Origin of the sequence: Cereibacter ovatus, from assembly GCF_900207575.1 — a bacterium.
Classification (GTDB): domain Bacteria; phylum Pseudomonadota; class Alphaproteobacteria; order Rhodobacterales; family Rhodobacteraceae; genus Cereibacter_A; species Cereibacter_A ovatus.
Genome location: NZ_OAOQ01000001.1, coordinates 339,310 through 364,422, shown reverse-complemented (window position 1 = coordinate 364,422; position 25,113 = coordinate 339,310). Strand labels below are relative to the sequence as shown.

Annotated in this window: 25 protein-coding genes and 1 tRNA gene; 14 read left to right on the top strand and 12 right to left on the bottom strand. The window is 67.9% G+C overall.

Annotated elements, in window-relative coordinates:
* Positions 1 to 223: 223 nt before the first annotated feature.
* From CRO07_RS01715 to CRO07_RS01685, 7 genes are all read right to left on the bottom strand, one after another.
* A complete protein-coding gene (locus CRO07_RS01715) occupies positions 224 to 2,857 on the bottom strand; it encodes an AAA family ATPase (RefSeq protein WP_097028946.1) in 2,634 nt (877 codons plus the stop codon).
* Positions 2,854 to 3,975, bottom strand: coding sequence for a metallophosphoesterase family protein (locus tag CRO07_RS01710; protein WP_097028945.1), 1,122 nt, complete (start codon positions 3,973 to 3,975; stop codon positions 2,854 to 2,856). Before CRO07_RS01710 ends, CRO07_RS01715 begins: the two co-directional genes overlap by 4 nt.
* A gap of 90 nt (positions 3,976 to 4,065) precedes the next feature.
* Positions 4,066 to 5,196 carry an ABC transporter permease gene (locus tag CRO07_RS01705; RefSeq protein WP_097028944.1) on the bottom strand — a complete coding sequence of 377 codons (1,131 nt, stop codon included), beginning with the start codon at positions 5,194 to 5,196 and terminating at the stop codon, positions 4,066 to 4,068.
* Positions 5,193 to 6,179, bottom strand: a complete 987-nt coding sequence (locus tag CRO07_RS01700) for an ABC transporter ATP-binding protein (protein ID WP_097028943.1) — start codon at positions 6,177 to 6,179, stop codon at positions 5,193 to 5,195. Before CRO07_RS01700 ends, CRO07_RS01705 begins: the two co-directional genes overlap by 4 nt.
* A gap of 14 nt (positions 6,180 to 6,193) precedes the next feature.
* Complete coding sequence (locus CRO07_RS01695; protein WP_097028942.1) at positions 6,194 to 7,129, bottom strand: HlyD family secretion protein; 936 nt, start codon at positions 7,127 to 7,129, stop codon at positions 6,194 to 6,196.
* Positions 7,126 to 7,782 carry a TetR/AcrR family transcriptional regulator gene (locus CRO07_RS01690; RefSeq protein WP_097028941.1) on the bottom strand — a complete coding sequence of 219 codons (657 nt, stop codon included), beginning with the start codon at positions 7,780 to 7,782 and terminating at the stop codon, positions 7,126 to 7,128. The genes CRO07_RS01695 and CRO07_RS01690 overlap by 4 nt, the downstream gene beginning before the upstream one ends.
* A gap of 156 nt (positions 7,783 to 7,938) precedes the next feature.
* Entirely contained in the window at positions 7,939 to 8,433 is a 495-nt protein-coding gene (locus CRO07_RS01685) for an autoinducer binding domain-containing protein (RefSeq protein WP_097028940.1), read from the bottom strand.
* 47 nt (positions 8,434 to 8,480) lie between these two features.
* Here CRO07_RS01685 and CRO07_RS01680 point away from each other — a divergent pair, with 47 nt between their 5' ends.
* The 9 genes from CRO07_RS01680 to CRO07_RS01640 all read left to right on the top strand — a co-directional run bounded on the left by CRO07_RS01680 (position 8,481) and on the right by CRO07_RS01640 (position 16,432).
* Positions 8,481 to 9,140, top strand: coding sequence for an autoinducer binding domain-containing protein (locus CRO07_RS01680; protein WP_097028939.1), 660 nt, complete (start codon positions 8,481 to 8,483; stop codon positions 9,138 to 9,140).
* A 129-nt stretch (positions 9,141 to 9,269) separates the two neighbouring features.
* Entirely contained in the window at positions 9,270 to 9,971 is a 702-nt protein-coding gene (locus tag CRO07_RS01675; protein WP_097028938.1) for a LuxR family transcriptional regulator, read from the top strand.
* Between the two features lie 196 nt (positions 9,972 to 10,167).
* A complete protein-coding gene (locus CRO07_RS01670) occupies positions 10,168 to 10,800 on the top strand; it encodes an acyl-homoserine-lactone synthase (protein WP_097028937.1) in 633 nt (210 codons plus the stop codon).
* Between the two features lie 115 nt (positions 10,801 to 10,915).
* Positions 10,916 to 11,206, top strand: a complete 291-nt coding sequence (locus CRO07_RS01665) for a hypothetical protein (RefSeq protein WP_097028936.1) — start codon at positions 10,916 to 10,918, stop codon at positions 11,204 to 11,206.
* A gap of 292 nt (positions 11,207 to 11,498) precedes the next feature.
* Positions 11,499 to 13,121, top strand: a complete 1,623-nt coding sequence (locus CRO07_RS01660) for a glucan biosynthesis protein (protein WP_097028935.1) — start codon at positions 11,499 to 11,501, stop codon at positions 13,119 to 13,121.
* Positions 13,121 to 13,321, top strand: coding sequence for a hypothetical protein (locus CRO07_RS01655; protein WP_097028934.1), 201 nt, complete (start codon positions 13,121 to 13,123; stop codon positions 13,319 to 13,321). The genes CRO07_RS01660 and CRO07_RS01655 overlap by 1 nt, the downstream gene beginning before the upstream one ends.
* Before the next feature lie 3 nt (positions 13,322 to 13,324).
* On the top strand, positions 13,325 to 15,112 hold the full coding sequence (mdoH, locus tag CRO07_RS01650) for a glucans biosynthesis glucosyltransferase MdoH (protein ID WP_097028933.1): 1,788 nt from the start codon (positions 13,325 to 13,327) through the stop codon (positions 15,110 to 15,112).
* Positions 15,105 to 16,298 carry an OpgC family protein gene (locus tag CRO07_RS01645; RefSeq protein WP_097028932.1) on the top strand — a complete coding sequence of 398 codons (1,194 nt, stop codon included), beginning with the start codon at positions 15,105 to 15,107 and terminating at the stop codon, positions 16,296 to 16,298. Before mdoH ends, CRO07_RS01645 begins: the two co-directional genes overlap by 8 nt.
* A 59-nt stretch (positions 16,299 to 16,357) precedes the next feature.
* A tRNA-Gly gene (locus tag CRO07_RS01640) sits at positions 16,358 to 16,432 on the top strand.
* Positions 16,433 to 16,690: 258 nt separating this feature from the next.
* On the opposite strand, the gene CRO07_RS01635 is transcribed toward CRO07_RS01640, so the two are convergent.
* From CRO07_RS01635 to CRO07_RS01615, 5 genes are all read right to left on the bottom strand, one after another.
* Positions 16,691 to 17,782: an FAD:protein FMN transferase gene (locus CRO07_RS01635; protein ID WP_097029048.1), complete on the bottom strand. Its 1,092-nt coding sequence runs from the start codon at positions 17,780 to 17,782 to the stop codon at positions 16,691 to 16,693.
* Positions 17,779 to 18,219 carry a SoxR reducing system RseC family protein gene (locus CRO07_RS01630; RefSeq protein WP_235840905.1) on the bottom strand — a complete coding sequence of 147 codons (441 nt, stop codon included), beginning with the start codon at positions 18,217 to 18,219 and terminating at the stop codon, positions 17,779 to 17,781. Before CRO07_RS01630 ends, CRO07_RS01635 begins: the two co-directional genes overlap by 4 nt.
* Before the next feature lie 65 nt (positions 18,220 to 18,284).
* Positions 18,285 to 18,482: a 4Fe-4S dicluster domain-containing protein gene (locus tag CRO07_RS01625; protein ID WP_097028930.1), complete on the bottom strand. Its 198-nt coding sequence runs from the start codon at positions 18,480 to 18,482 to the stop codon at positions 18,285 to 18,287.
* Positions 18,483 to 18,538: 56 nt separating this feature from the next.
* Positions 18,539 to 18,826 carry a ferredoxin FdxC gene (gene fdxC, locus CRO07_RS01620; protein WP_097028929.1) on the bottom strand — a complete coding sequence of 96 codons (288 nt, stop codon included), beginning with the start codon at positions 18,824 to 18,826 and terminating at the stop codon, positions 18,539 to 18,541.
* A 16-nt stretch (positions 18,827 to 18,842) separates the two neighbouring features.
* On the bottom strand, positions 18,843 to 20,144 hold the full coding sequence (locus CRO07_RS01615; RefSeq protein WP_407919616.1) for an FprA family A-type flavoprotein: 1,302 nt from the start codon (positions 20,142 to 20,144) through the stop codon (positions 18,843 to 18,845).
* A gap of 528 nt (positions 20,145 to 20,672) precedes the next feature.
* On the opposite strand from CRO07_RS01615, the gene rsxA reads away from it, so the two are divergent.
* The 5 genes from rsxA to rsxG are packed head-to-tail and all read left to right on the top strand — an operon-like array spanning position 20,673 to position 25,113.
* A complete protein-coding gene (gene rsxA, locus CRO07_RS01610; protein WP_097028927.1) occupies positions 20,673 to 21,254 on the top strand; it encodes an electron transport complex subunit RsxA in 582 nt (193 codons plus the stop codon).
* A gap of 22 nt (positions 21,255 to 21,276) precedes the next feature.
* Positions 21,277 to 21,840 carry an RnfABCDGE type electron transport complex subunit B gene (locus CRO07_RS01605; protein ID WP_097028926.1) on the top strand — a complete coding sequence of 188 codons (564 nt, stop codon included), beginning with the start codon at positions 21,277 to 21,279 and terminating at the stop codon, positions 21,838 to 21,840.
* Positions 21,837 to 23,381, top strand: a complete 1,545-nt coding sequence (rsxC, locus tag CRO07_RS01600; RefSeq protein ID WP_097028925.1) for an electron transport complex subunit RsxC — start codon at positions 21,837 to 21,839, stop codon at positions 23,379 to 23,381. Before CRO07_RS01605 ends, rsxC begins: the two co-directional genes overlap by 4 nt.
* Positions 23,378 to 24,460 carry an RnfABCDGE type electron transport complex subunit D gene (locus CRO07_RS01595; RefSeq protein ID WP_097028924.1) on the top strand — a complete coding sequence of 361 codons (1,083 nt, stop codon included), beginning with the start codon at positions 23,378 to 23,380 and terminating at the stop codon, positions 24,458 to 24,460. The genes rsxC and CRO07_RS01595 overlap by 4 nt, the downstream gene beginning before the upstream one ends.
* Complete coding sequence (gene rsxG / locus CRO07_RS01590) at positions 24,457 to 25,113, top strand: electron transport complex subunit RsxG (RefSeq protein WP_097028923.1); 657 nt, start codon at positions 24,457 to 24,459, stop codon at positions 25,111 to 25,113. The genes CRO07_RS01595 and rsxG overlap by 4 nt, the downstream gene beginning before the upstream one ends.

The following is a 25,113-nucleotide window of genomic DNA, read 5'->3' as shown; positions in this document are numbered from 1 at the left end:
CCGGACACGCGCTTCACCCGTTCGAGCCGCCCGCCCCCCGTCGGCAAGGCGGTGCGGGTCGACAACGACCTGCTTGACCCCGAATGTGTCACAGGCGTCCGGGGACGCCACCGCGGTCGGCGCCGCAAAGGGGCAAGCCCCACCACGATCCCGGCGGGGCTGCGCAGTGACAATGGACGCAGCCGGGCGCCGCGGATGGTGCCTTTCGCTGCGGCGCCCGATATCAGGCCAGCGTCTCGATCCGGACCGTTGCACGCTCTCCGCCAAGCGCCGCGAAGGCGCGCTGTCGGCAGGTCAGCACCAGAATCTGCTGATCGCGCGCGATGCGGTGCAGCGCCGTGAACATCGCCTCGATCCGCGCATCGTCGCTGTGGACCAGCGCATCGTCCAGGATCACCGGCACCGACTGGCCACGCCGCGCATATAGCCGGGCGAAGGCCAGCCGGGTCAGGATCGCGATCTGTTCGCGCGTGCCGCCCGACAGGATCTCCAGCCCCTCGTCGACGCCATCGCGGGTCAGGGCAAGGGGCAGCAGCGTCCGGTCATCCAGCCGCAGGTCGGCGCCGTCGTGCAACAGCGCCAGCAGCGGGCGCAGCTCTTGCGTCACCGGGCCGAAATAGGCATCGCGCGCGGCGCGACGGGCCTCGTCGAGCGCATGACGCAGGCGGGCAAGCGCGCGGACCTCGGCCTCGCAATGGGCGGCGCGGGCTTCGGCGGCAGCGCGGCGGCCACGGATCTCGGCCAGTTCTTCTTCAAGGCCCAGACTGGCCTCGGATCGGATGAAACCATCCAGTTCCGCCACCCGGCGCGCAAGTTCGGCGCGCTCTTTCGCGGTGCGGTCGATCACGCTTTGCGCCCGGTCAAGCCGGGCCTGCGCGCTGTCCATGTCCGGCGCGGCGGCGGCCAGCGCCTCAAGCCGGGCACGGGCGGCGGCACGCCGGGCGGCAGTCTCGGCCACGGCCGCACGGGCGGCGGCAGCGCGGGGCTCGCGCAGCGCCGGATCGCCCGCTTCCGCGCGTGCGGCCGCCAGCGCAGAGACACAGGCCGACAGGGCAGCCTCGGCCCCGGCCAGACGTTCGCGCGCGGTGGCGGCGGCGGCATGGGCGGCGCGGGCGGCGGCAAGGGCCGCGGCCTCGGCCAGATCGGCGGCATCCAGCGCCGGCAGAAGAGCCGCGGGATCTTCGGCCGCAGCGCCGCCGTCGGGGGCACCCGCGGCACTGGCCTCGGCCCGCGCCAGTGCCGCGCGCAATGCCTCAAGCCCCTCGGGCGCGACCGAAGCCAGCAGTTCGCCCGCCCGCCCGGCATCTTCGCGCACGGCGGTGGCGGCGGAAAGATGCGCCCGCGCCTCGGCCAGCGAGGCAGCGCCACACCCGGCCAGCGCCCGCGTCAGCGCCGCTTCGGCGGCAGCGAGGCACGCGGGCAGGTCGTCATCGGCCCGTTCGCCGGGATCGACGGTCAGCCGGCCAAGGCCCGGAAGCGCGATCACCGCCGCGCGCGTCAGCCGCAAGGGGGCCTGAACCGGCTGGCCCTCGACGCTGGCCCGCGCCGGCCCGTCATAATCGAAGGCCAGCGTGACGGCCCGCGCCTCGGCCCGGGTGCGCAGCCGGTCAAGCGCCAGCGTGGCATCTTCGGCCGCGGTCACGGCCTTCGGGGTGACGGCCAGCGTGGCAAGCCGTGCCAGCGCCGCTTCGTGGCGGCGGCGGAACTCTTCGGCGCGGGCCAGGCGGGCGGCAAGGTCGCTGCGGTCGCGGGCGGCCTGCTGCGCGGCCCGCGCCTGCTGGGCAAGGGCAAGGCGGGCGCGCAGCGCGCCGCTTGCCCCGCGCGCGGCATCGGCCTGCGCCGCGGCCTCGGCCTCGGCGGTGCGGGCGGCACTGGCGGCGATGGCGGCGCGGTCACGCTCGGCCAGGGCTGCGAGATGGGCGGCTTCGGCGGTCTGCACCTGTTCGTTCTGCCGGGCCAGCGTCGCCAGATCGCGCGCGGCAGCATCGGCGGCAAGGTCGGCCAGACGCGCCTCTTGCCCGGCCTCGGTCATGCGGGCGGCATGGGCGGTGGCGATGGCATAGGCGGCCTGCGCCTCGGCAAGGGCGGCCTGCCGCGCGGCCTGCGCCTCGGGGTCGTCCAGCGCGCGGCGTTGGCCTTCGGCCTGATGCCGGTCGGCCAGCGCGCCGGAAAGCGCCGCGGCGCGGGCGGCCAGATCGGCCTCGCGCAGGGCCAGCGCCTGTGCCTCGTCCAGCGCCACAGCCCAGTCGCCGCGCGCCTTCGGGCGCAGCCGGTCGGTCGCCAGCGGCGCCAGCGCCTCGGTCACCCGCGCCAGCACCGCATCCATCCGCCGCCCGCCGGTCATCATGTCGATCTCGCCCGCGACCGAGGACAGCAGATCACGCCGGCTGGCCAGCAGCCGGTCACGCTCGGCCCCGCCTGCGCCTTCGGGTTCAAGCCCCAGAACCCCCTGCCGCACCCACAACAGCCCCGAAGGCCCCAGAAGCCCGCCCCCGGACAGGCGGTCAATCCAGGCCTCGGCCTCGTCCTCTTGTGCGATCAGGCGGCCCGCGGCGTCGGTGATCCGGGCGAACGGCCGGCCAAGCCAGCGTTTTTCAATGCGGAACCGGCCCTCGGGCAAGTCAAGGTCGGCCCCGACTTCGGGGGCCGATCCCGAATGCGGTTGCAGCGCCATCACCGCCTTGGCGCGGCTGCGGTGGCGTTCGAAAAACAGTGCGTGCAGCGCATCGAAGAAGGTGGATTTGCCGAACTCGTTCGGCTCGGCCAGCACGGTGATGCCATCGCCGATGGCGTCGATGGTGGCGCGGCGGCCGGCAAAGCGGCGAACATTGGCAAGCGAGACCGAGCGGAGTTTCATCCCTGCACCTCTTGCGCGAAGGCATAAAGCCGCGACAGCGCGGCCGAGGCGGCCTCGCGCAGGTCCGCCGGCAGGGTGTCGTCACGGGCTTCGGCCAGCAGCGCCTCGGCGGCGGTGCGCAGCGCGCCGGCGCGGTCGATCAGGTCCAGATCATCGGGCCGCGCCTCGGTTTCCAGCGCGGCGTCGGCGCAATCGAACCAGCCGAAATCGGGCGCGACCTCGGCCGCGGCGGCCAGAAGCGCCGCGCGTGCCGGCAGCGGCAGCCGCCCGCGCAACACCAGCCGCAGCAGACAGTCGCGCCGATCGGTCACCGGCGGCAGGATCGCGCCCAGCCGCGCCGCCCCGTCCTCGGCCGGGAGCAGCGCAAGGTCGGCCACCTGCCAGCGCAGCGCGCCGATCCGGACCCGCTCGACGGCGGGCGGCGCACCGGGCGCGGCGATCGCCACCAGCAGCGCGCCACCGGGGGCGTCATGCTTGAAGCTGTCGGGCTCGGGCGTGCCGGAATAATGGGTGCGCGCGTCGATGGCCAGCGTGCCGTGCCAGTCGCCCAGCGCCAGATAATCCAGCCGGGCACGGGCGGCGCGGTCAGGCGCGATCAGGCCGGGCCCGCCGTCCTCGCCGTCAAAGCTGGTGACGGCGCCATGGGCCAGCCCGATGCGCAGCCCGTCAGAGGGGGCGTCCTCCATCCACTCGGTCAGGTCGCGGCCGGACCGGCGGCGGGCGCAGGGGGCCGGCAAAAGCGTGACGCCGGGGGCCAGCGTCATCGGCCGCGCCTCAAGCGCAAGGCAAAGGTTCGGCGCGGCATCGGCGGCGGCCCGGCGCCAGAGTTCGGTCGCGGCAAGGCTGTCGTGGTTGCCGGGCAGCAGCACCCATGTCACATCGGCCTCGGCCGCCATGGCGCGCAGCGCATGGCGCAGGGTGTCGGGGGCCGGAGTTTCAGCGTCGAACGTGTCGCCCGCCAGCAGGATGGTCCGCACCCCCTGCCCGCGCGCAGCCTGCGCCAGCCGGGCGATTGCGCCGTGGCGGGCTTCGCGCAGGCGGTTGCGAATGGTTTCGGGAAAGCCGCCGAAGGGCTTGCCAAGATGCAGATCCGAGGAATGCAGGAACCGGAAGGTCATGGGTCGGGGGACTCGCTTTTCTGGGGCGCATTCTGACGGATAGCCGGCATGGGTGATAGAAGCTGTCGTGGTGATCCGCGAGGGCGTCGTTCAGTCCAGCGTCCGGCGATAGCGGCGCAGCGCCAGCGCCACGATCACCAGCAGGATCGCCAGCAGCGCGGCCATGTCGGGCAGGATCTCGGGCAGGCCGCCACCCTTCAGCAGCACCTTGCGGGTGATGCGGACGAAATGGGTCGCCGGAATGGCCGATCCAAGCGCCTGCGCCCAGCCCGGCATCCCGGCGAAGGGAAACATGAACCCCGACAGCAGCACCGAGGGCAGGATGGTGAAGAACGAGATCTGCATCGCCTGCATCTGGTTGCGCGCCAGCGTCGAGACCAGAAGCCCCAGCGCAAGGTTCACCACAACATAAAGGTTGAAGCCCAGAAAGAATGCCCCGCCCGAGCCCAGAAACGGCACGTCGAACACCACACGCGCCGCGACAAGGAAAACCGCGGTCTGCACATAGGCCACAAGGATATAGGGCGCGATCTTGCCCGCCATCACCTCGATCGGCCGGACCGGGGTCGCCAGAAGCGTCTCCATCGTGCCCTTCTCGCTTTCACGCACGATGGCGACGGCGGTGATCATCACCATGGTCATCGACAGGATGATCCCCAGCAGACCCGGCACGATATTGGTCGAGGTTCGCGCCTCGGGATTGAACTGGCGATGCACGGTAACGGCGAAGGGCTGCGGTGGGGGCGCATCGGGCCAGACTTCGGCCACGGCGCCGGCCACGATCCCCGGCAGCGCCGCCACCGCGGCGCCTGCGGCGGTCGGGTCAGAGGCGTCGGTGGACAAAAGCACCTCGGGCGCCAGCCCCCGCCGCACGTCGCGTTCAAATCCCGGCGGGATCACCACGACGAAGGTGGCCTGCCCGTCGCGCAGCGCGCGGTCGGCCTCGGCGGGGCTGGCCACAAGGCCCCTGATGTCGAAATAGTCCGATGTCTCCATCCCCGCCAGCAGCGCCCGGCTGACCGGCCCGGTGTCGGCCATCTCGACCAGTGTCGGCAGGTGACGCGGGTCAGAGTTGATCGCAAAGCCGAACAGCATGAGCTGCATGATCGGGATGCCGATCATCATGGCGAACGTCACCCGGTCGCGCCGCATCTGGATGAATTCCTTGGCCAGCACCGCAAAGAGCCGCGACACCGAGAAGCCCTGCCCCCGCGCGTTCATGCGCCACCCGCGGCGAAATTGTCGCGCGCCGTGGCCATCAGCCAGATGAACGCTTCTTCCAGCCCGCCCGTCTGGCGCTGCCAGCGGTGGGTGCCGCGGGCCGCAAATTCGCCCGCCAGCCGGTCAAGCGCCCCGGCATCGGTGGCCGAGACATGCAGCACCGCGCCGAAGCGCGCGACCTGACGCAAACCGGGGCGGGCGCGCAACTCGGCTTCCAGCGCCGTGATCGCCGGGCCTTCGACGCGCCATGTGACCAGACCCAGCCGTTGCGGGATTTCCGTGGCGGGGGCATCGATCAGCTTCCGGCCATAGGCGATATAGGCGATGAAATCGCACTGGACCGCCTCGTCCATGTAATGGGTCGAGACCAGAACCGTCACACCCTGCGCCGCAAGCCTTCGGATCTCGTCCCAGAAATCGCGCCGGGCCTTGGGGTCGACGCCGGCGGTGGGTTCGTCCAGCAGCAGAAGCCGCGGCTGGTGGATCATGCAGGCGGCCAGCGCAAGGCGCTGCTTCCAGCCACCCGACAGCGTTCCGGCAAGCTGGCCCGCGCGGTCGGCAAGGCCGAGATCGGCCAGCGCCCGCGCCACCCGCCCGCGCCGGTCGTCAAGCCGATACATCCGCGCGATGAAATCCAGATTTTCGCGGATCGTCAGATCCTCATACAGCGAGAAGCGTTGGGTCATGTAGCCCACCGCCGCCTTGATCCGAGCACTGTCGCGCAGGATGTCGAAGCCAAGGCAGGTGCCCTGCCCGGCATCGGGCGTCAGCAGGCCACACATCATCCGGATCGTGGTGGTCTTGCCAGACCCATTGGGGCCCAGAAAGCCATAGATCGCGCCGGTCGGCACCTCGATGTCGAAATCATCCACCACGCGGCGGCCATGGAACGCCTTGGTCAGCCCGCGGACCGAGATCGCGGAAGGCACCGTCTTGGCAGGACCGGCGGGGCCCTGCCCCGGCTGGACTGGTCTGCCGGCCATACCCGCCCCCCGTGTCATGGCCGCAGCGCCAGCGTCACCGGCTGACCCGGCAAAAGGCCTGCGCCGGGCGCCACCATGGCCTTGGCGCGGAACACCAGCCGCGCGCGTTCCTCGCGGCTGTAGATCACCGGCGGGGTGAATTGCGGATCGGTGGCCAATTCGGTCAGCGTCGCCGTCAGACCTTCGACGCAGCCGGTGCACGACAGCGACAGCCGCTCGCCCGGGCGCAGCCGGGCCCGGGCGGCTTCGGGCACGAAGAACACCGCGAAAAGCCGGTCGGGGTCGTAAAGCGACAGGATCGGCGCCCCGGCCGCCACCACTTCGCCCGGTTCGCGAAAGCGGGTCTCGATCCGGCCGGCCAGCGGGGCGGAAAGCGCGCGTTCGCGCAGGGCGACACGCGCGGCCTCGGCCCCGGCGCGGGCCTGCGCCAGCGCCGCCTCGGCGGCCAGCCGTTCGGCCTTGCGCGCGGGAAGACCGGCCACCGCCAGTTCGGCACGAAGCTGCTCGACCGCCGCCGCCGCCGCCGTCAGCGCCGCGCGGTCACGATCCACCGTCGCCTCGGGCACCCGCCCCTGCGCCAGAAGCTGCGCCGAGCGGTCCAGCGTCACCTGCGCCAGACCCAGATCGGCCTCGGCCCGGTGCAGCGAGGCCCGGATCACCGCGATCTCCTCGGGCCGCCGCCCGGTGCGCAGGTTGTCGAGATGGGCTGCGGCCCCCGCCACCGCCGCCTCGGCCGCGGCCAGTGCCGCGTGGTCGGCCGCGGCATCAAGGGTCACCAGCGGTTGATCCATGGCGACGCTGTCGCCGGCGCGGACCTTGATGCTGACGATGCGTCCCGGCGCAACCGGGGCCACAAGCACGGTTTCGGCCTCGGTGTAGCCGGTCCAGACCGCGGGCTCGGCGCCGCCGAACAGCGCCGCGACAACGCCCGCCAAGGTTTCAAGGATCATCGCCCGGCCTCCGGTTCCAGTCCCGCAAAAAGGATCGTCAGATGGGTCTCAAGCAAGTCCGCCAAGGGCGCCCGGCCGATACCGAACACCTGATTGAGAACCAGATGGAAAAACACCGGCCCCATGACCGATTGCACCGCCAGTTCGGGATCGACCGGACGGATATGGCCGCCCTCGACCCCCTGCCGCAGCAGCCGCACCACCGCCGTCACCATCTTCTGCACTACTTCCTCGCGATACATCGCCGCGATCTCGGGCACCGAGACCGCCTCGCGCAGGACCACGACCGGCACGGCCAGCGCCTTCGGATCGGCCAGCCGTTCCGCCACAAGCGTCAGAAGCTGGCGCAGCATCGGCCGCGGATCGCCGCGATAGGCTGCGATGCGGGTCAGCGCCTCGTCCGCGACCGGCACGATGGCGCGGCGCACCAGCCCGGTCAGCAGCGCCTGCTTCGAGGGGAAATAAAGATAGACCGCAGCCTTCGACAGACCGGCATGGCGCGCGACCTGTTCGACCGTGGTGCCGGCAAAGCCCTGCCGGGTAAACAGATCCAGCGCCGCATCCAGCACCTCGTCGGGGCGCGCCTCGGCCCGGCGGCGGAACCGCGGTCCGCCAGCAGGCCGAGTCGGGTCTGGGATGGGGTCCGACGACATGGCCCTTACTAACCGACCAGTCAGTTAGCAGCAACGAAAACCCGGCCATGCCCGGAAAACAGGCGTCACACCGTTTCCACGACGGAAACCATCCGTTTGCACCGACGGAAAAAACCACCCAACGCCCCCGAGGAACGGGGCGCACCACATGATCGCTTACGGGCGCGGATCGCGCCGAAGCCCGACATTCAGGCTGCGCAATTCCGACAGGGCGGATTCGCTCAGGGCGCCAATTCCCTCGGTAAGGCTGTGCAGCTCTTGCACGCTGGCGGCGGCAAAGGCGGTCTCGGCCTCGGTCAGATCGCGGTCTGACCGGCAGAAAGATCCCAGCGTTCGACCCGTTTCATCCCCCACCGAGACGATGATGCCATGACGCAGCCCATATTCGGCGGCTTTGGCCATCACCCCGGCCTCGTCCTGATCCGCCAGATCCGCCCAGCGGCAGATTCCGTAATGCTCAATCGCCCAACGCAAGGTCGGATCGGAAAAGATCATGGCCTGATCGCTGTAAAGCTTGAGCCACTCGGGCGGATAGGTCTGGTAAAGCAGCGTCGGATTGGCAAACCGGACCCGGACGCCGATGGCGAACTGCCATTCGGCGTGGTTGGCAACGGCCGTCAGAAGATCCCGCACGCGCAGAAGGTTCATCATGCTTTGTTCCCGACCGCAGGTTGTGTATCAAGGCGAGGCACGTCATCATGCCCGTCGACTGCCAGTTTACGGCCTGCCGGATCACAATGGAACATCACAAGATCATGCATCTGCCAGACATGAAAGGCGCCTTCCTGCAGATCGCAACGGCTGGCTTCTATGTCGCACTGCGACTTGGTTTCTACTCGCCCGAAGATGAGCTGAACACCTTTCCCGAAACCTTCGTCGATCTCTACACCGCGCGCGGCCTTGCGCTTCAGGATCCGCTGATGCGCTGGACCCTGACCAATCTTGGCGCCCGCCGCTGGAGCGAGATCGACATCGCCGACCCCTTGGGCGTGATGGCGCGCTATCGCCAGTTCGGGCTGCGCTTCGGGGCGGCGATCTGCCTGCCCGGCCGCGGCACGGTGCCGAAGAAAAGTTTCGGCATCTTCGCCCGCACCGACCGAGAATTCACCGATGCCGAGATGCAGCAGCTGCGCGAAATGCTTGTCACGCCGCATGTGAACGAACCGCAGGCCCTGACCGAAAGTCAGGTCGAGGTGCTGCGGATGCTGTCCACAGGCATGCGCTACAAGCAGATGGCCTTTGCGCTGGGGATCTCGGAAAGCGCGGTCAAGGCGCGGCTGAAGGGCGCCGCACTGCGCATGAATGCCAAGACAGCGGCGCAGGCGGCCTCGGTCGCGGCCAGCCGGGGCATTCTTTGACCCTGTCGCAGGCGGCAGGCCGCCATTCCTGACCTTACGTCAGTTGGCCACCTCCCATCCTGCGGGTGAGTGTGATAGACAGACGTCAGGGAGACCGGCCAGACCCACGGCCGGAGCGGAGTCTTCGGGATGGACATCATCGACCTCAGCACCGTCGACACCAGCGACGAAAACTGTCTGGAATATCTCGATCAGCTTTGCGCCCAGCTTGGCTTTGACTACGCGTCCTATGCCACGACAAGCCCGCTGACCGGCGCGGTGCAGGGCTATGCCAACTATCCCGACGCCTGGAAGATGCATTACATGCGGCGCAACCTGCACCGCGTAGACCCCACGATCCACAAGTCGGCCCTCAGCATCGCCCCGGTCGACTGGAGCCGCTTTGACCGGGACGAGCGGTTTCACGCCGTGTTCTTCGCTGCGGGCGATTTCGGGATTTCCCCGCAAGGTCTGACGGTTCCGGTGCGCGGCCCCTATGGCGACCGCGGGCTGTTGTCGGTCACCCGGGCCTGCTCGCGCGCGGAATGGGACAAGCTGAAGCGTGCGGTGGTGGGCGATCTTCAGGCGGCGGCAGTGCATCTGCACGATGCGGTGATGCGCTCTGACGTGATTTCGCGGGCGCTGCGCCAGCCGCGGCTGTCCGCGCGCGAAATCGAGGTGCTGCAATGGGTGGCGGCCGGCAAGTCGCAGATGGACATCGGCGACATCCTGAACATCTCGCACCGCACGGTCGAGGTTCACCTGCGCTCGGCGCGTGACAAGCTGGGAACGCTGTCCATCGTTCAGGCGGTAGGGCGCGCGATCGGCCTTGGGATGATCTATCCGCGCTGACGGCAGGCCATCCCGAACCCTGTCCGAAAGGCGTAGCACCAGATCCTGCCCCGCGCCGGCACCTTGCGACAAACTGGCCACAAACCCCGGACGAATATCCCCATTTCCCCCGATGACTACGGGAAAACCCCGATAGTCTTAAAAGCTGTGTTTGCGCAACTATAGGGCAAGTTTCGCAACTCCGGGGATACCAAGGATGATCTTCATCATCGATTCACTCAACCTTCGAGAACATGAACCTCTCGTGAAGGACATGTTTCGGTTGCGCAAACGCGTCTTCGCCGACCGGCTGGGTTGGGATGTCCGCGTCTCGCAGGGAATGGAGCGGGACCGCTTCGACGATCTTGACCCCGCCCATGTCATCAGCGTCGACGACGAAGGGCGGGTGGTTGGCTGCATGCGGCTGTTGCAGACCACCGGCCCGCACATGCTGTCGGACGTGTTCGGCGCGATCCTTGATGGCGAGCCGCCGCTGCGCAGCGCCACCTGCTGGGAAGCCACGCGCTTTTGCGTCGATACCGAGGTGCTGACCGGCGGTCGGGCCAGCAACTCGATTTCCTATGTCACCAGCGAGGTGATGATCGGCGCCTTCGAATTCGCCATGTCGGCCGGCGTGACCGATGCGGTCGCGGTGATCGATCCGGTGATGGACCGGGTGCTGAAACGGTCGGGCAATGCACCCCACGGCTATCTCGGCACTCCCAAGCCGATGGGCAAGGTAACGGCGCTGGCGGCACTGATGGACTGTTCGGAAGAACGGGTTGCGCGGATCCGGGCGTTCTCGGGGATCGACCATGACGTGATGCAGCCGCATCGCGTGACGGCATGACGTAACACGTCGGGCGCGGCCATGCACCGCCATGTCGCCCCGGACACGACCACGGTCGGGGCATCCCTTGCGTCGCGGCCGATGCCGCGGCGGGGACTCGGGAAGGAAGGAAAGAATGGCGCAACCGAAGCCGGACAGATCGAACATCAGCCCCCTCGCCGGTCATGACCGCAAACCCCGCACGGTCGATTCCGGGCACGGCTGGCTGGTGCCGCATCTGATATCCCTGATCGGCTACGCCGAGCGGCACGGGTTGACGGATGTCGAAAAGGCACTGACCGAGGCCGCCGAGAGGATCGCCCCGGGGATGAAGCCCCAGCAAGAGATCCGCGGGGGGGAGGCGCTGGTTTTCCTGCATCCCCGGCAGATGCCCGAAACCGACCAGCCCAACGATTCGCCGCTTTGACACCAGCCCCGCCGCGGTGCCCTGATGGCCCCGCGGCGCGTTGCCTTTGCGCCCGATTGCGGCGCAGCATTCAGGCGGCTTTGCCGCGGCCGGGGCGTTCTGCGGATGCGAAACCGGAAGGGCCGACACCGCAAGCGGCTATTTGCACACACGTTAGGCGAAAGCGCGCTTACCGGGCGGCCACGGCACCGGCCGAGCTTGCAAGTCACCGTCACAAAACCATATTGCTCACGAAAGCGAATCTTCCGACCTCGCCTCGCAAGCCTCTGGAATCCGGACGCCGTCACATCACATGAGCCTGAATGTCTCCTCCTCTGCGCGGGTCAATCGCCGCGCGCTTCTTTCGGCAGCAAGCTCGTCTTTCGCGCTTGTTGCGGGCGGCTTGTCGGGCCTGCCTCTGCACGCGCAAGAGGCAGCCGCCCCGGTTGTGGAAGCGCCCGCCCCTGTCGCTGCGCCGCAGCAGTTCAGCTTTGACTGGCTGACCGAGGAAATGCGCGCCGCAGCCACCCGGCCCCATGCCAATCCGGCCAATCTGACCGGCTTTCTGGGCGAACTGAAATACGACGACTACCGCGCGATCAACTTCCGCACCGACCGCGCCCGCTGGACCGGCACCGACAGCCAGTTCCGGGTGCAGGCGTTCCATCTTGGCTGGCTGTTTGGCGCGCCGGTGCGCCTGTTCGACGTCACCGACGGCACCGTGCAAGAGATGCAGTTCTCGACCGACGATTTCGAATATCGCGGTGCGCTGGCCGAACGGGTGGCGCCGCATGTCGACCTGCCGGGCGTCGCGGGCTTTCGCATGTCGGTGCCGCTGAACCGGCTGGATGTGCAGGACGAACTGGTGGCGTTTCTGGGCGCCAGCTATTTCCGCGCGCTTGGCCGCGGCAACTCTTACGGTATTTCGGCCCGCGGACTTGCGATCAACACCGCGACCACCTCGCCCGAGGAATTCCCGCGCTTCGATCGGTTCTATCTGGAACGGCCGAAGGGCGGCAGCCTGCACGCGGTGATCTATGCCGCGATGGAAAGCCCCAGCGTCACCGGCGCCTACCGCTTTGTCATCACCCCCGGCGTCGAAACGGTGATGGAGGTGACGGCCCGGCTGTTCTTCCGCAGCGCGGTAACGCAGCTGGGCGTCGCGCCGCTGACCTCGATGTTCCTGTTCGGTGAAAAGAACCGCGCCAGCTTTGACGATTTCCGCCCCAACGTTCACGACAGCGAGGGGCTGACCGTCCGCCGCGCCGACGGGGACCGGATCTGGCGGCCGCTGAACAATCCGCCGCGGCTGGCCAGCAGCTATTTCGGCGAACACAACCCGGTGGGCTTTGGCCTGCACCAGCGCAACCGCGATTTCGCCCTGTATCAGGATGCCGAAGCGCATTACGAAAGCCGCCCCTCGGTCGAGGTCGAGCCGGTCGGCGACTGGGGCAAGGGTGCGGTGCGTCTGGTCGAGATCCCGACCGAATATGAGACGAACGACAATATCGTGGCGTTCTGGGTGCCCGAAGGCACCATCGTCGCCGGCGATGCACGCGAGTTCGCCTATCGCCTGCGTTGGGGCGACCTGCCGCTTCCCGAACGCGCCGACATTGCCCATGTGGCGGAAAGCCGCGCGGGCCACGGTGGCGTGTCGGGGGGCAAGAATGATCCCAATTCGCGCAAGTTCGTCATTGATTTCAAGGGCGGTCTGCTGGGCAACCTGCCCGGCAACGCCGAGGTCGAGGCGGTGGTCTCGGTCCAGCAGGGCGAGATCGTGAATCAGACCCTTGAACGACTGGACGGAATGGACATATGGCGTCTCGTCCTGGATGTGGTCGCCCCGGCGGGCGCCACGGTGGAACTTGGCGCCCATATCGCCGGTTACGGACGCAAACTGACTGAAACATGGCTCTATCAGTGGAACAAAGCTTGATGCTGCACTCTGCCGACCTGCTCCGGCCCGAGGCCAATGTGGCCGCCTCGGCCCAAGAGATCGAGGCCCTCGTTGCCACGCTCGGCGCGCCTCCGGCAGCGCCGTGCATCATGCCGAAACAGCAACTGGAGCCTGCCCGCGCCGGGCGGATGTCGCTGCTGCGGCTGTTCGGTGTCCGCGCGCCCAGGCCGGGACTCTGATCCATGTCCGGGGTGCGGCGCCTGGGCGCCGTGACGTTGGCCTCGCGCCTTGCGGCGATGGCGATCAGCCTGACCGCAGCGGCCGGGGCCTTCTTCCTTTTCCTCCAGTTCGGCTCGGCCGACGGTCTGGATTCGATGGACATCACGCGCAGCGTGCTGATCCTGGTGTCGACCTCTTGGCTGGCCTGGGGGGCTGCACATGCGATCCTGGGCCTGCTGACCCGTGCCCGCAGGCCCGAAGGGGTGCGCCCGAACGCGCCGATCTCGGGGCGGACGGTCATTCTGGTGCCGGTCTACAACGAAGACCCGGTCGCCACCTTCTCGCGCATCGCCGCGATGGATGCCTCGCTGGCCACAACGCCCTATGCCGGGCTGTTCCATTTCGCGATCCTGTCGGACACCCGTGACGACACCATCGCCGCGCGCGAACGGCTCTGGTTCCTGCGCCTTCTGGCCGAACGCAACGGCGAGGGGCGGATCTTCTACCGCCGCCGCCCGATCAACCGCGGCCGCAAGGCCGGCAACATCGAGGATTTCTTTCAGAAATCCGGCGGTGCCTATGAATTTGCGCTGATCCTTGACGCCGACAGCCTGATGGAAGGCGACACCATCGTCGAGATGGTCCGCCGGATGGAGGCCGAGCCGCGGCTGGGCCTGCTTCAGACCCTGCCCGCCGTGACCAAGGCCAAGGCACGCTTTGGCCGCGCGATGCAGTTCTCGGCCGCGCTTTATGCGCCGAGCTTTGCCCGCGGACTTGCGATGATGCAGGGGCCGACGGGGCCGTTCTGGGGCCACAACGCCATGGTGCGCGTGCGCGCCTTTGTCGAAAGCTGCGGCCTGCCGGAACTGAGCGGCCCGCCGCCCTTCGGCGGCCCGGTGATGAGCCACGACTATGTCGAGGCCGCCCTGCTCGCCCGTGCGGGCTGGCTGGTGCGGTTCGACGACGATCTTGCCGGCTCTTACGAGGAAGGCCCGGAAAATCTGGTCGACCACGCCAAGCGCGACCGCCGCTGGTGTCAGGGCAACCTTCAGCACACGCGAATCCTGTTCGCGCCGGGGCTGCGGGCCTGGAACCGCTTCGTGTTCGTTCAGGGCATCATGGCCTATATCGCGCCGCTGTTCTGGCTGGGCTTCATCCTGGCATCGATCGCGGCACCGTTCTTTGTGCCGCCGGTCGACTATTTCCCGGTGCCCTATTGGCCCTTCCCGGTGTTCCCGTCGGACGAGACCTGGAAGGCGATCGGCCTTGCCGTCGGCATCTTCGGCCTGCTGTTCCTGCCCAAGCTGCTGATCGGGGTCGATGCGATCCTGACCGGGCGGGCCGCGGGCTTTGGCGGGCCGGTGCGGGTGATGGCCTCGACCCTGGCCGAGATCGTGTTTTCCAGCGTCACGGCACCGATCCTGATGGCGTATCAGACGCGCTCGGTCCTTCAGGTGCTGATGGGACGCGACGGCGGCTGGCCCACCAACAACCGCGGTGACGGCAGCATGACGCTGTCCGAGGCGTGGATGGCCAGCCACTGGATCGTGACCTGGGGTATCGCGGGCATCGCCGCGACCTATTTCCTTGCCCCCGGCCTTGTGCCCTGGCTGCTTCCGGTTGCCCTGCCGATGATCCTTTCGCCGCTTGTCATTGCCAGCAGTTCACGGGCCAGCCGGTCGGGGCTGTTCACCGCGCCGCTCGACCTGCACCCGACGCCGGTTCTGCTGGCGCATGAGGCGATCCTTGCCGACTGGCAAAGCATCCCCGCCCCCAGGGCCGAGGCGCCGTTGGCGGTCAGCCATGCCTGAGGCTGGAATTTCCCTGCCGCCCGCGCGCGACAAGCGGCTCGACATGTTCCGGGGACTGGCTCTGGTGATGATCTTCATCAACCATGTGCCCGGAACGCTGTGGGAGAACTTTACCAACCGCAACTTCGGCTTCTCGGACGCGGCCGAAGGATTCGTGCTGATGTCCGGGATCGCCGCGGGCCTTGCCTATTCCAAGGGGTTCTGGAAGCCGTCCTGGGCCTCGGCGCGCAAGATCTGGCGCCGCGCCTGGACGCTGTATCTTGTCCACATGCTGACCACGGTCTGGGCGATCGCGATCGCGGCGGCTTTTGCGCTTTGGTTCGCGGCGCCGCAACTGCTTGGCGAGAATCAGGTGGGCGTGCTGTTCAAGAAGCCGCTGGGCTTCATGATCGGCGTGCCGGCACTGACCCATCAGCTGGGATACACCAACATCCTGCCACTTTATGCGACGCTGCTTCTGGTGACGCCGGCTTTGCTGCTGGCGGCGCTGCGCTGGCCGCGCCAGCTGCTGGCGGTTTCGGTGGCGGTCTGGCTGCTTGCGGGCCAGTTCCGGCTGAATCTGCCCAACTTTCCCAACCCTGGCGGCTGGTTCTTCAACCCGATCTCGTGGCAGCTGATCTTCGTTCTGGGCCTGATGACCGGAATCGCAATGAAACAGGGCCGGCGCTTCGTACCGATTCTGCCGTGGTTGCAGTGGGTGTCGGCTGCGTTTTTGCTGTTCGCGCTGATCTGGCTGAAGGTTCCGCCGCTGACGGTCGCGCTGAACGGCTTCATGCGGTTTCTGGCCCAGGATGTCGGCGTGCCGTTCTATCTGGCCACCTTCGACAAGACCTTCGTCTCGGCGCCGCGTCTGTTGCATGTGCTGGCACTGGCCTATCTGGTCAGCACCCTGCCCTGGGTGCGCCGATTGGCAGCCAGTGCCGCGATGGAGCCGTTCGCCCTGCTCGGCCGCCACGCCCTTCTGGTGTTCGCGACCGGCACCATCCTGTGCTTTATCGGTCAGGGCGTGAAGGATGTTGTGGGCAACCACTTCCTGTTCGACACGCTTTTGCTGTCCATCGGCCTGTCGATCCAGTTCACGATGGCCTGGCTTGCCGACCGTTGGAAGTCGCATCACATCGATCAGGCCGCGCGGGCGGCCGTGGCCCCGGCCCATCCTGCAAAAGTCGCAACAAACCACGCCTGAGGCTGCAAGAAGGCCCTTGCAGCCGCCGGGCAGCTCGGCTAATACCCCGCTCACGGAGTGCGGGCGTAGCTCAGGGGTAGAGCATTACCTTGCCAAGGTAAGGGTCGTGAGTTCGAATCTCATCGCCCGCTCCAATTAAACCGGCCTTATCAGCCGGTTGGATGCAGGGACCGCTTCGGCGGTCCTTTTGCGCTTCAGGGACAGCGCACCTTGCGAACCATCCGAAAACCGCGCCACAGGGTCAGGGGTAAGGTTCGGTCGCATGCCAATAGGCACGAGCCGCGCAAACACCCGAAGACCGCCACAGGAATGCAGCGGGGTCTGCGTCACGCAACGGCCAAAGCGGTTCAGGGCCGGGCTGCGGGCCGGTGAAACGGCCAGAGCCGTCGATGTCAGGGGCAGTCGGGGCTGACGACGCCCGTGGGCAAGTCGACCACATGGACCGGCGCAGGAAACCCGCCATCGACGGGCTCCAGCCGGGCCTTCATCGCGGGGGTGGCGTAGATCGTGCCGTCGTCGGTGATCATCATCACCGCATGAACCCCCATTGCCGCTGCCACCTTCGGCCAGTCCGCAGGCCCGGCGACGCTCAGGGCGGTCGCCGCCGCATCGGCGCGCGCGCCGCTGGTATCCAGCACCGAAACCGAGACGATCCCCTGCATCGGCCGGCCGCTGCGCGGATCGATGATATGGGAAAAGCGCACGCCTCCCTGATCGAAGAACCGTTCGTAATTGCCCGATGTGTGCAGCGCCTCGTCCGGGTGCAGTGACACCGCGGCCACCACGCCCCACTGGAACGGATCGCGGATCGCCACCCGCCACGGACGCGCATCGTGGCGGCCGATCACCTGCACGCCTCCGCCCGCGTTCAGAACCGCATTCTCGATTCCTTCGGCACGAAGGTCGGCCGCAGCCAGATCCAGCGCCGCGCCCTTGGCATAGGCGCCCAGATCCAGTTGCACCGCCGGATTGTCCGAGCGCACCTCGGTCCCCGAGATCCGCAGGTCGGTCATGCGGGGATGGCGCGCAACCAGCGCATCCAGCACGGCATCGGGCGGCGCGGCGCCTTCGGGCGGGGTGTCGGCGTGAAAGCCCCAGACCTCGATCAGGCGGCCGATGGCCGGATCGAACAGGCCGCCACTGGCACAGGCAAGCTGGCGTCCCTCACGCAGAAGGTCGGCAAGCGCGGGATCGACGGTAAAGGCCCGCCCGTCAGCGATGGCGGCGTTCAGGCTTTCCAGCCTGCCCGGGCGCCAGGCGTGCCAGTCGTGATGTATCTGTTGCAGACGGTGGCCGACCTTGGCGATGGCGGCGCGGGCCTTGTCCTCGGGGACGCCCCGGGTCTCGATCTCGACCAGGGTGCCAAAGACAAAGAAGGTTTCGCGGATATCGGGATCGGGTTGGGCAAGACGCACACCGGCCACCACAGCGGCCAGTGCAAGACCGGCCAGCGACAGGCGCAGGGCTGTTCGCCCCGCCGTCATGTCCCGCCGCATCCCGGCAAGCGGGCAGCGCGATGCACCGCCACGATCCGGAAGGCGTTTTGCAACCCGTCGCGACGCCCGGCCCGGCCGAACGGCACCAGAGCCAGCGCCAGCGCCAACAGACAAAGCAGCGCCACCCACGGATCGGGCAGACCCAGCGCCAACCCGCCCGCGGCCGCACCCACCACCCCCAGCGTCGGCAGCAGATAGGCCAGGGCCACCGCGGCCAGAAAACTGCCACCGGGCAGCAAAAGCTCGACCTCGTCGCCGGCGGTAACCGCCAGCCCGTCGGGCCGGGCGATCTCGATCAGGTCAGGCCGCGCCGCGGCCGCAAGCTCGACCGCGCCGCAGCCTTTGCGCATCGCGCAAGCCGTGCAACCGGCGGCACGATCGGCCGCCAGTTGCAGCCGGTCGCCCGAGACGGCAACAACCTTCAACCGTTCCCGCAGAAGGCGTGGCCCGGCATCGTCTGACGGAAGGTCATCCCGCCACGGCATGGGGTTCACGCATCAACCGGGGTGATGGCGTCGGCGGTGCAGACGTTCAGGCATTGCGGCAGATCATGTTCGCCGTCGCATTCGGTGCAGACATCCGCCTTGATGAAATAGACGCCCTTTTTCGGGACAATGGCGGCGGTCGGGCAGACCGGCTCGCAGTCGCCGCAGGCGGTGCACATGTCGGCGGAAATCATCATGGCCATGGGAAGATCCTTTCTTCGGCTGTGTAAAGGGGGGGTGACGGATGGAAGTGGCGGGGTCAGCCCGGGCGCACCTTGACCGCGCCCGACAGGACGCGGCACTGACAGGCAAGGCGGTCGTCCTTGCCAGCAAGGTTTTCGGCCAGCACCCGCTGTTCCAGCGCCGTGGGTTCCGAGAGATGCTCGGCCCCTTCGATCACATGGGTCATGCAGGTGCCGCATTCGCCCTCGCGGCAGCCGTAGGTGATTCCAGAGCCGACCTTTTCGGACATTTCGATGATCCGCGTTCCGGGCGGCACATTGACCGTGATGGATACATCGGTGAACGTGAGTGTGGCTTTTTCCATCCTGGGTCTCCTGAAGTCAGCGTGCGGCGAGGTCGGCAAGGTCGATCTCGCGCGGGGGGGCTCGGCCGGTCAGATGGGCGGCAAGGCGACGGCCGAAGGCGCGGGCCTCGGCCAGATCGGCCGCGGTCGGTTCCAGCTTCACCCGCAGGCCGGGTTCGGGCAGGCGCATCTTCAGGCCCTGAAGCCGCGCCTCGACCTGACGCACCGCTTCGCCCGACCAGCCGTAAGAGCCGAAGGCCGCGCCCAGCTTGCCCTTTGTCTCGATATCGACCAGCTTGGCCAGCAATTCCCAGACCGCGCGCACCGCATCGCCGTTGATCGTGGGCGTGCCCAGCGCGATGCCATCGACCTCCTCGATCAGGTCGACGAAGGGGTGCAACTCGCCCCGGTCCAGATCGAACAGCGAGACGCGCACCCCCGGTTCCTCGGCCGCGCCGTCGCGGATCGCCTGCGCCAGTTCGGCCGTGGCGCCATGGGCGCTGATGTAAAGGATCGCCAGCGTCTTGTCCGTCCCCGCGCCAAAGCCAAAGCGCGGACTGCTGAGGCGGCGGTAATGGCGCAGGTAATCGCCGGGGTTCGCCCGCAGGATCGGCCCGTGCGAGGGCGCGATCACCGCAGGCGCAAGCGGCTCGATCAGGTCAAGGGCGGCTGCGACCGAACTGCGAAACGGCCGCATGATCCGGTCGAAGTAATGTTCGAAGGAAAACCGGAAATCGCCCACCAGATCGTCGAACAGCCGTTCATCGCAATAGTGACTGCCGAACAGGTCGCAGGTGAAGATGATCCGGTCCTGGTCCAGCCATGTGCATTGGGTATCGGGCCAGTGCACGTTGGGTGTGGTCAGAAAGTGCAGGCTGCGATCCCCCAGCGAGACGCTGTGCCCCGTCGTCACCGGCGAGATGCGGTAAAGGCCGAACGCATCCTTCAACAGCGTGCGCAGGATCTGAAGCCCGCGCGGCGAGACATGGACATGGGCCTGCGGCGCGCGGCGCAACAGCTCGGCCAGGGCGCCGGAATGGTCCGATTCCAGATGGTTCAGCACCAGAACCGAGATCTCGTCATAGCGGGCGACGGCTTCAAGCCGGGCGAAGAAGGCGTCGGAACAGGTCTCGTCCACGGTGTCGATCACCGCAACACCCGCGCTGCCGCGCACGACATAGGCGTTGTAGCTGGTGCCGTTCGCGGTCTTCATCAGCGTGTCGAAGCTGCGAAGGTTGGGATCGAAAGCGCCGATCCAGTGAACGCCGGGCACGATCTCGACAGGCCCTTCCGACACGGGGGGCTGTGGGCAGGCAAAGGTCGCGGCGGCGGGGAACAAGCGGAACTCCTTCGGCGGCGGAATACTTATGTCATAGGAAGCAAACACCGTGCCAACTGCACCCGGCGCCCAGCGCCGCCCGGTCAGGTGGCTCATTCCGCCCGGCCAGCAAGGGGCGCCGACCAGCGGACGCCCGCCCGAAATTCTCGGGAAGAAGGGCGAGGTCGGGACATTTGTCCGGAACGGACGGATTTCCCGACGAGACTGTAGGGAACGCGACATCACGAAACCGTGCAGATGCCGGCGCGGGGCGGCGTTGCCCCCCCCTGCGCACGGGCGATGCATCTGGCGCGATCCGGCGGCGATCCCATCACCGCCCTTCCGCCCCCCCCTGCGCACGGGCGATGCCCCCCGCAGGCAAGACCGCGGCCACCGCGGCGATGCAGGCGCAGAACGCCGGCCCAGCGCCTTCGACTGGCTTGGCACGGTGGTTGCTTCCCCTTTTTCCACAACTCCTGTGCAAGGGCCCGCCGCGGCTGTTGCGGCACAAGGCCCGGCACAAAGCCGCAGAGCCATACGGGGAACCAGATGGGCGACTTCTTTTTCATCCTGCTCAGCACCGCGCTGGTGAACAATGTCGTGCTGGTCAAGTTTCTCGGGCTTTGCCCGTTCATGGGCGTATCGCGCAAGACCGATGCGGCGATCGGCATGGGGCTGGCCACCACCTTCGTGCTGACGCTGGCGGCCGGGGCCAGCTGGATGATCGAGGTTCTGATCCTTCAGCCGCTCGACCTTGGCTTTCTGCGCATCCTCAGCCTGATCCTTGTGATCGCCGCCATCGTGCAGTTCATCGAAACCGTGCTGCGCAAGGTCTCGCTGGGGTTGCACAAGGCGTTGGGGATCTACCTGCCGCTGATCACCACCAATTGCGCCGTGCTGGGCGTGGCGCTGCTGAACATCCAGGAACGGCACGCACTGGCGGAAAGCCTGCTTTACGGCTTCGGCTCGGCGGCGGGGTTCACCCTGGTCCTCGTGATCTTTGCCGGGATGCGCGAGCGGCTGGCCCAGCTTGCGGTGCCGGGGCCGTTCGCGGGCGTGCCCATCGCCTTCGTCTCGGCGGGCCTTCTGTCGATGGCCTTCATGGGTTTTGCCGGGCTTGCGCCGAACTGAGACATAGCAGGAGACGAATGTCATGATCGAAGCCGCTGTCTCGATGTCTGCCCTCGGGCTTGGGCTGGGCCTGCTTTTGGGCGTCGCCGCCCGCCGGTTCCATGTCGAAACCCCGCCCGTCGTCGATGCGATCGACGCCATCCTGCCGGGCACCAACTGCGGCGCCTGCGGCTATCCCGGCTGCCATGGCCTTGCCGAAGCGATGGCCGAGGGCAGCGCGCCGGTCACCGCCTGCACCCCCGGCGGGCGCGACGTGGCGCTGCAACTGGCGACCATCGTCGACACCGGCAGCGATGGTGCGGTGGCCGGCATGGCCGAGACCGAGCCGACCGTCGCCTTCATCTTCGAGGACCACTGCACCGGCTGCATGAAATGCTTCAAGCGGTGCCCGACCGACGCGATCATCGGCGCCAACCGGCAGATCCATTCGGTCGTGGTGGATGCCTGCATCGGCTGCGACGCCTGCATCGAGGTCTGCCCGACCGAGGCCATCGTGAAGCGGGTCAAGCCGAAATCGATCAAGAACTGGTATTGGGACAAGCCGCAGCCCGCCTTCGGCTCTGGCAACGGGGGGTATGCAGCATGAGCGTCCGGTCCTTCGCGACCCTGTTCCGGCCGTCGCAGTTCTTCTCGATCCGCGGCGGCGTGCACCCCGAGGGGCGCAAGTCGCTGAGCTCGGACTGCCCGATCGAGGACATGCCGATCCCCACGCTGATCCGCGTACCCTTGCAGCAGCATATCGGCGCCGAGGCCGAGCCGGTCGTCAAACGCGACGATGTGGTGTTGAAAGGGCAACTGATCGGCAAGGCCCGCGGGCCGGTTTCGGCCAATATCCATGCGCCGACATCGGGGCGGGTGATCGCGGTGGGCCATTTCGCGGCGCCCCACCCCTCGGGGCTGCCGATCCCCACCATCACCATCCGCACCGATGGCGCGGATAGCTGGGGTCCGCGCCTTGGCCGCCTGCGCCCCGAAAACGCCAGCCCCGAAGAGATCGCCGCCAAGGTGGCCGAGGCCGGGATCGTCGGCATGGGCGGCGCCACCTTCCCCTCGGCGGTCAAGCTGAACCTGCGCGGCAAATATGCGTTGCACACGCTGGTCATCAATGGCGCGGAATGCGAGCCCTACCTGACCTGCGACGACCGCCTGATGCGCGAACGCGCGGAAGAGATCGTCGACGGCATCGGCATCATCGCCCGCGCCCTTGGCGTGACCCAGATCGTCGTGGCAATCGAATCGAACAAGCCGCAGGCGATTGCGGCGATGCAGCGGTTCGATCGCGCCCTTGGCATCCCGCTGCGGGTGCAGGTGGTGCCGACGCAATATCCGATGGGGTCGGAAAAGCATCTGGTCAAGATCCTGACCGGCCGGGAAACCCCCGCCCGCGCGCTGACGGCCGATCTGGGCGTGGTGGTCCACAATGCCGGCACCGCCCATGCCGTTCACCTTGCGGTGCGCTATGGCGAGCCGCTGATCTCGCGCGTGGTCACCGTCTCGGGGCGCGGGGTGCGGCGGCCGGCCAATGTGCGCGTTCTGATCGGCACTCCGGTGGCCGAGGTTCTGGCCCATTGCGGCGGGTTGACCGAAGACCCCGAGAGGTTGCTGCTGGGCGGGCCGATGATGGGCCAGCCGATCCAGAACACCCGCGTTCCGGTGGTCAAGGGCACCAGCGGCATCCTCGCCCTGACCCGGGCCGAGACGCCGGACCTTGACACCATGCCCTGCATCCGCTGCGGGCGCTGCGCGCAGGCCTGCCCGGTCGGGCTGACGCCCTTCGAGATGAACGCCCGCATTCAGGCCGACGATCTGGATGGCGCGGGCCGGATCGGTCTTCTGGACTGCATCACCTGCGGCTGCTGTTCCTTCACCTGTCCGTCGAACATCCCCCTGGTGCAGACCATCCATTTCGCCAAGGGGAAACTGGCCGAACAGGAAGGCCGCAAACACCAGCAGGAAGAAACCAGGCGCCTCGCCGCCGCACGCAAGGCCCGCGAAGAGGCCGCCGCCGAAGCCAAGCGTCAGGCGATGGCCAAGCGCAAGGCCGAGATGGAGGCGAAGAAACAGCGCGAGGCCGCCGCCGCCGCCGCGACGCCGCAACCGGCCCAGCACGGAGAACCGCTGCAATGACCGCCCCCCTGATCATCTCGGGTCCGCATACACACACGCTGTTCACCGTGTCTCGCACCATGCTGACGGTTTGCGCGGCACTGGCGCCGGCCACGGTCTTTGGGCTTTACCAGTTCGGCTGGCCGGCGATCTTCCTGTTTCTGGTCACCGTCGGATCGGCCTGGCTGTTCGAGGTGGCAAGCCTCTGGATCGCCGGCAAATCCGTCGCACGCTTCGCCACCGACGGCTCGGCGCTGCTGTCGGGCTGGCTGGTGGCGATGACGCTGCCGCCCTATGCGCCGTGGTGGGTGGGGGTGCTGGGCGCCGGCATCGCCATCGTGATCGCCAAGCATCTGTTCGGCGGGCTGGGGCAGAACCTGTTCAACCCGGCGATGGTGGCCCGCGCGATGCTGCTGATCGCGCTGCCGGTGCATATGACGACCTGGGTCGCGCCGGTGGGCCTGCTGGACGGGCCGGGGTTCGTTCAGGGCCTGGCCATCACCTTCGCCGGATCGCAGGACTATGATGCGGTTTCCAGCGCCTCGACCCTCAGCCATATCAAAAGCCAGATCGGCGCGGGTGCTTCGATGGGGCAGATCACCCCCGACCTTGCGGATCTGCGCGACCGGCTGATCGGCCTTGTGCCGGGCAGCCTGGGCGAGACCAGCACCGTCCTTCTGCTGCTGGGCGGGGTGGTGCTGATGGCCACGCGGATCATCACCCCGGTCATTCCGCTGTCGGTGCTGGGCACGATCGCGGCGCTGTCGGCGGTGGCCTCGACGCTGGCGCCCGACCGTTTCGCGCCGCCGATCCTGCATCTGACCTCTGGCTCGACGATGCTTTGCGCCTTCTTCATCGCCACCGACTATGTGACCTCGCCGGTCACCGCGGCGGGCAAGCTGATCTACGGCATGGCCATCGGCGCGCTGATCTTCGTGATCCGCACCTGGGGGTCGTTCCCCGAAGGGGTGGCCTTCGCGGTGCTGCTGATGAACGCCTGCACCCCGCTGATCGAAACCTATGTGCGCCCGCGCGTGTTCGGACGCACCCGCACCGGCAAGCCGCTTCCGATCAAGCCCGCGCGCGGAGGGAAGAAATGACCGAAGAAACCCTTGTCGTGCCGAAGGGTCGCATGGCCGCGCTGAAAAGCTCGCCCCTCGGGCTGGGTCTGATGCTGGGGCTGTTCTCGCTGGTCAGCGCCTTGATGCTGGCGGTCGCCAGTGAAAGCACCCGCGCGCCCATTGCCGCACGCTCGGCCGAGGATCTGCTGGCCTCGCTGGAACAGGTGGTGCCACCCGACCTGCATGACAACGATCCCACCGCCGATATCCGCACCCTGGCCGACCCCGACGAGGGCGAAGTCCCGGTTTACATCGCCGCAAGGGCCGGCACCGTCACCGGGGTCGCGTTCGAACTGGTGGGCTATGGCTATAGCGGCGCGATCCGCGTCCTGATGGCGGTGGCGCCCGATGGCCGCCTGCTGGGCGTGCGGGTGCTGTCGCACACCGAAACCCCCGGTCTGGGCGACAAGATCGAGGTCGGCAAAGGCGACTGGATCCACGGGTTCGCGGGCCGCTCGCTGACCGATCCGGCGCCCGCGGGCTGGAAGGTCAAGCGCGACGGCGGGGTGTTCGACCAATTCTCGGGCGCCACCATCACCCCGCGCGCCGTGGTGCAGACCATCTACCGCGGTCTGACCCTGTTCCAGCGCCACCAGACGGCGCTGACAGCCCCCCTGACCGCGAAACCGTAA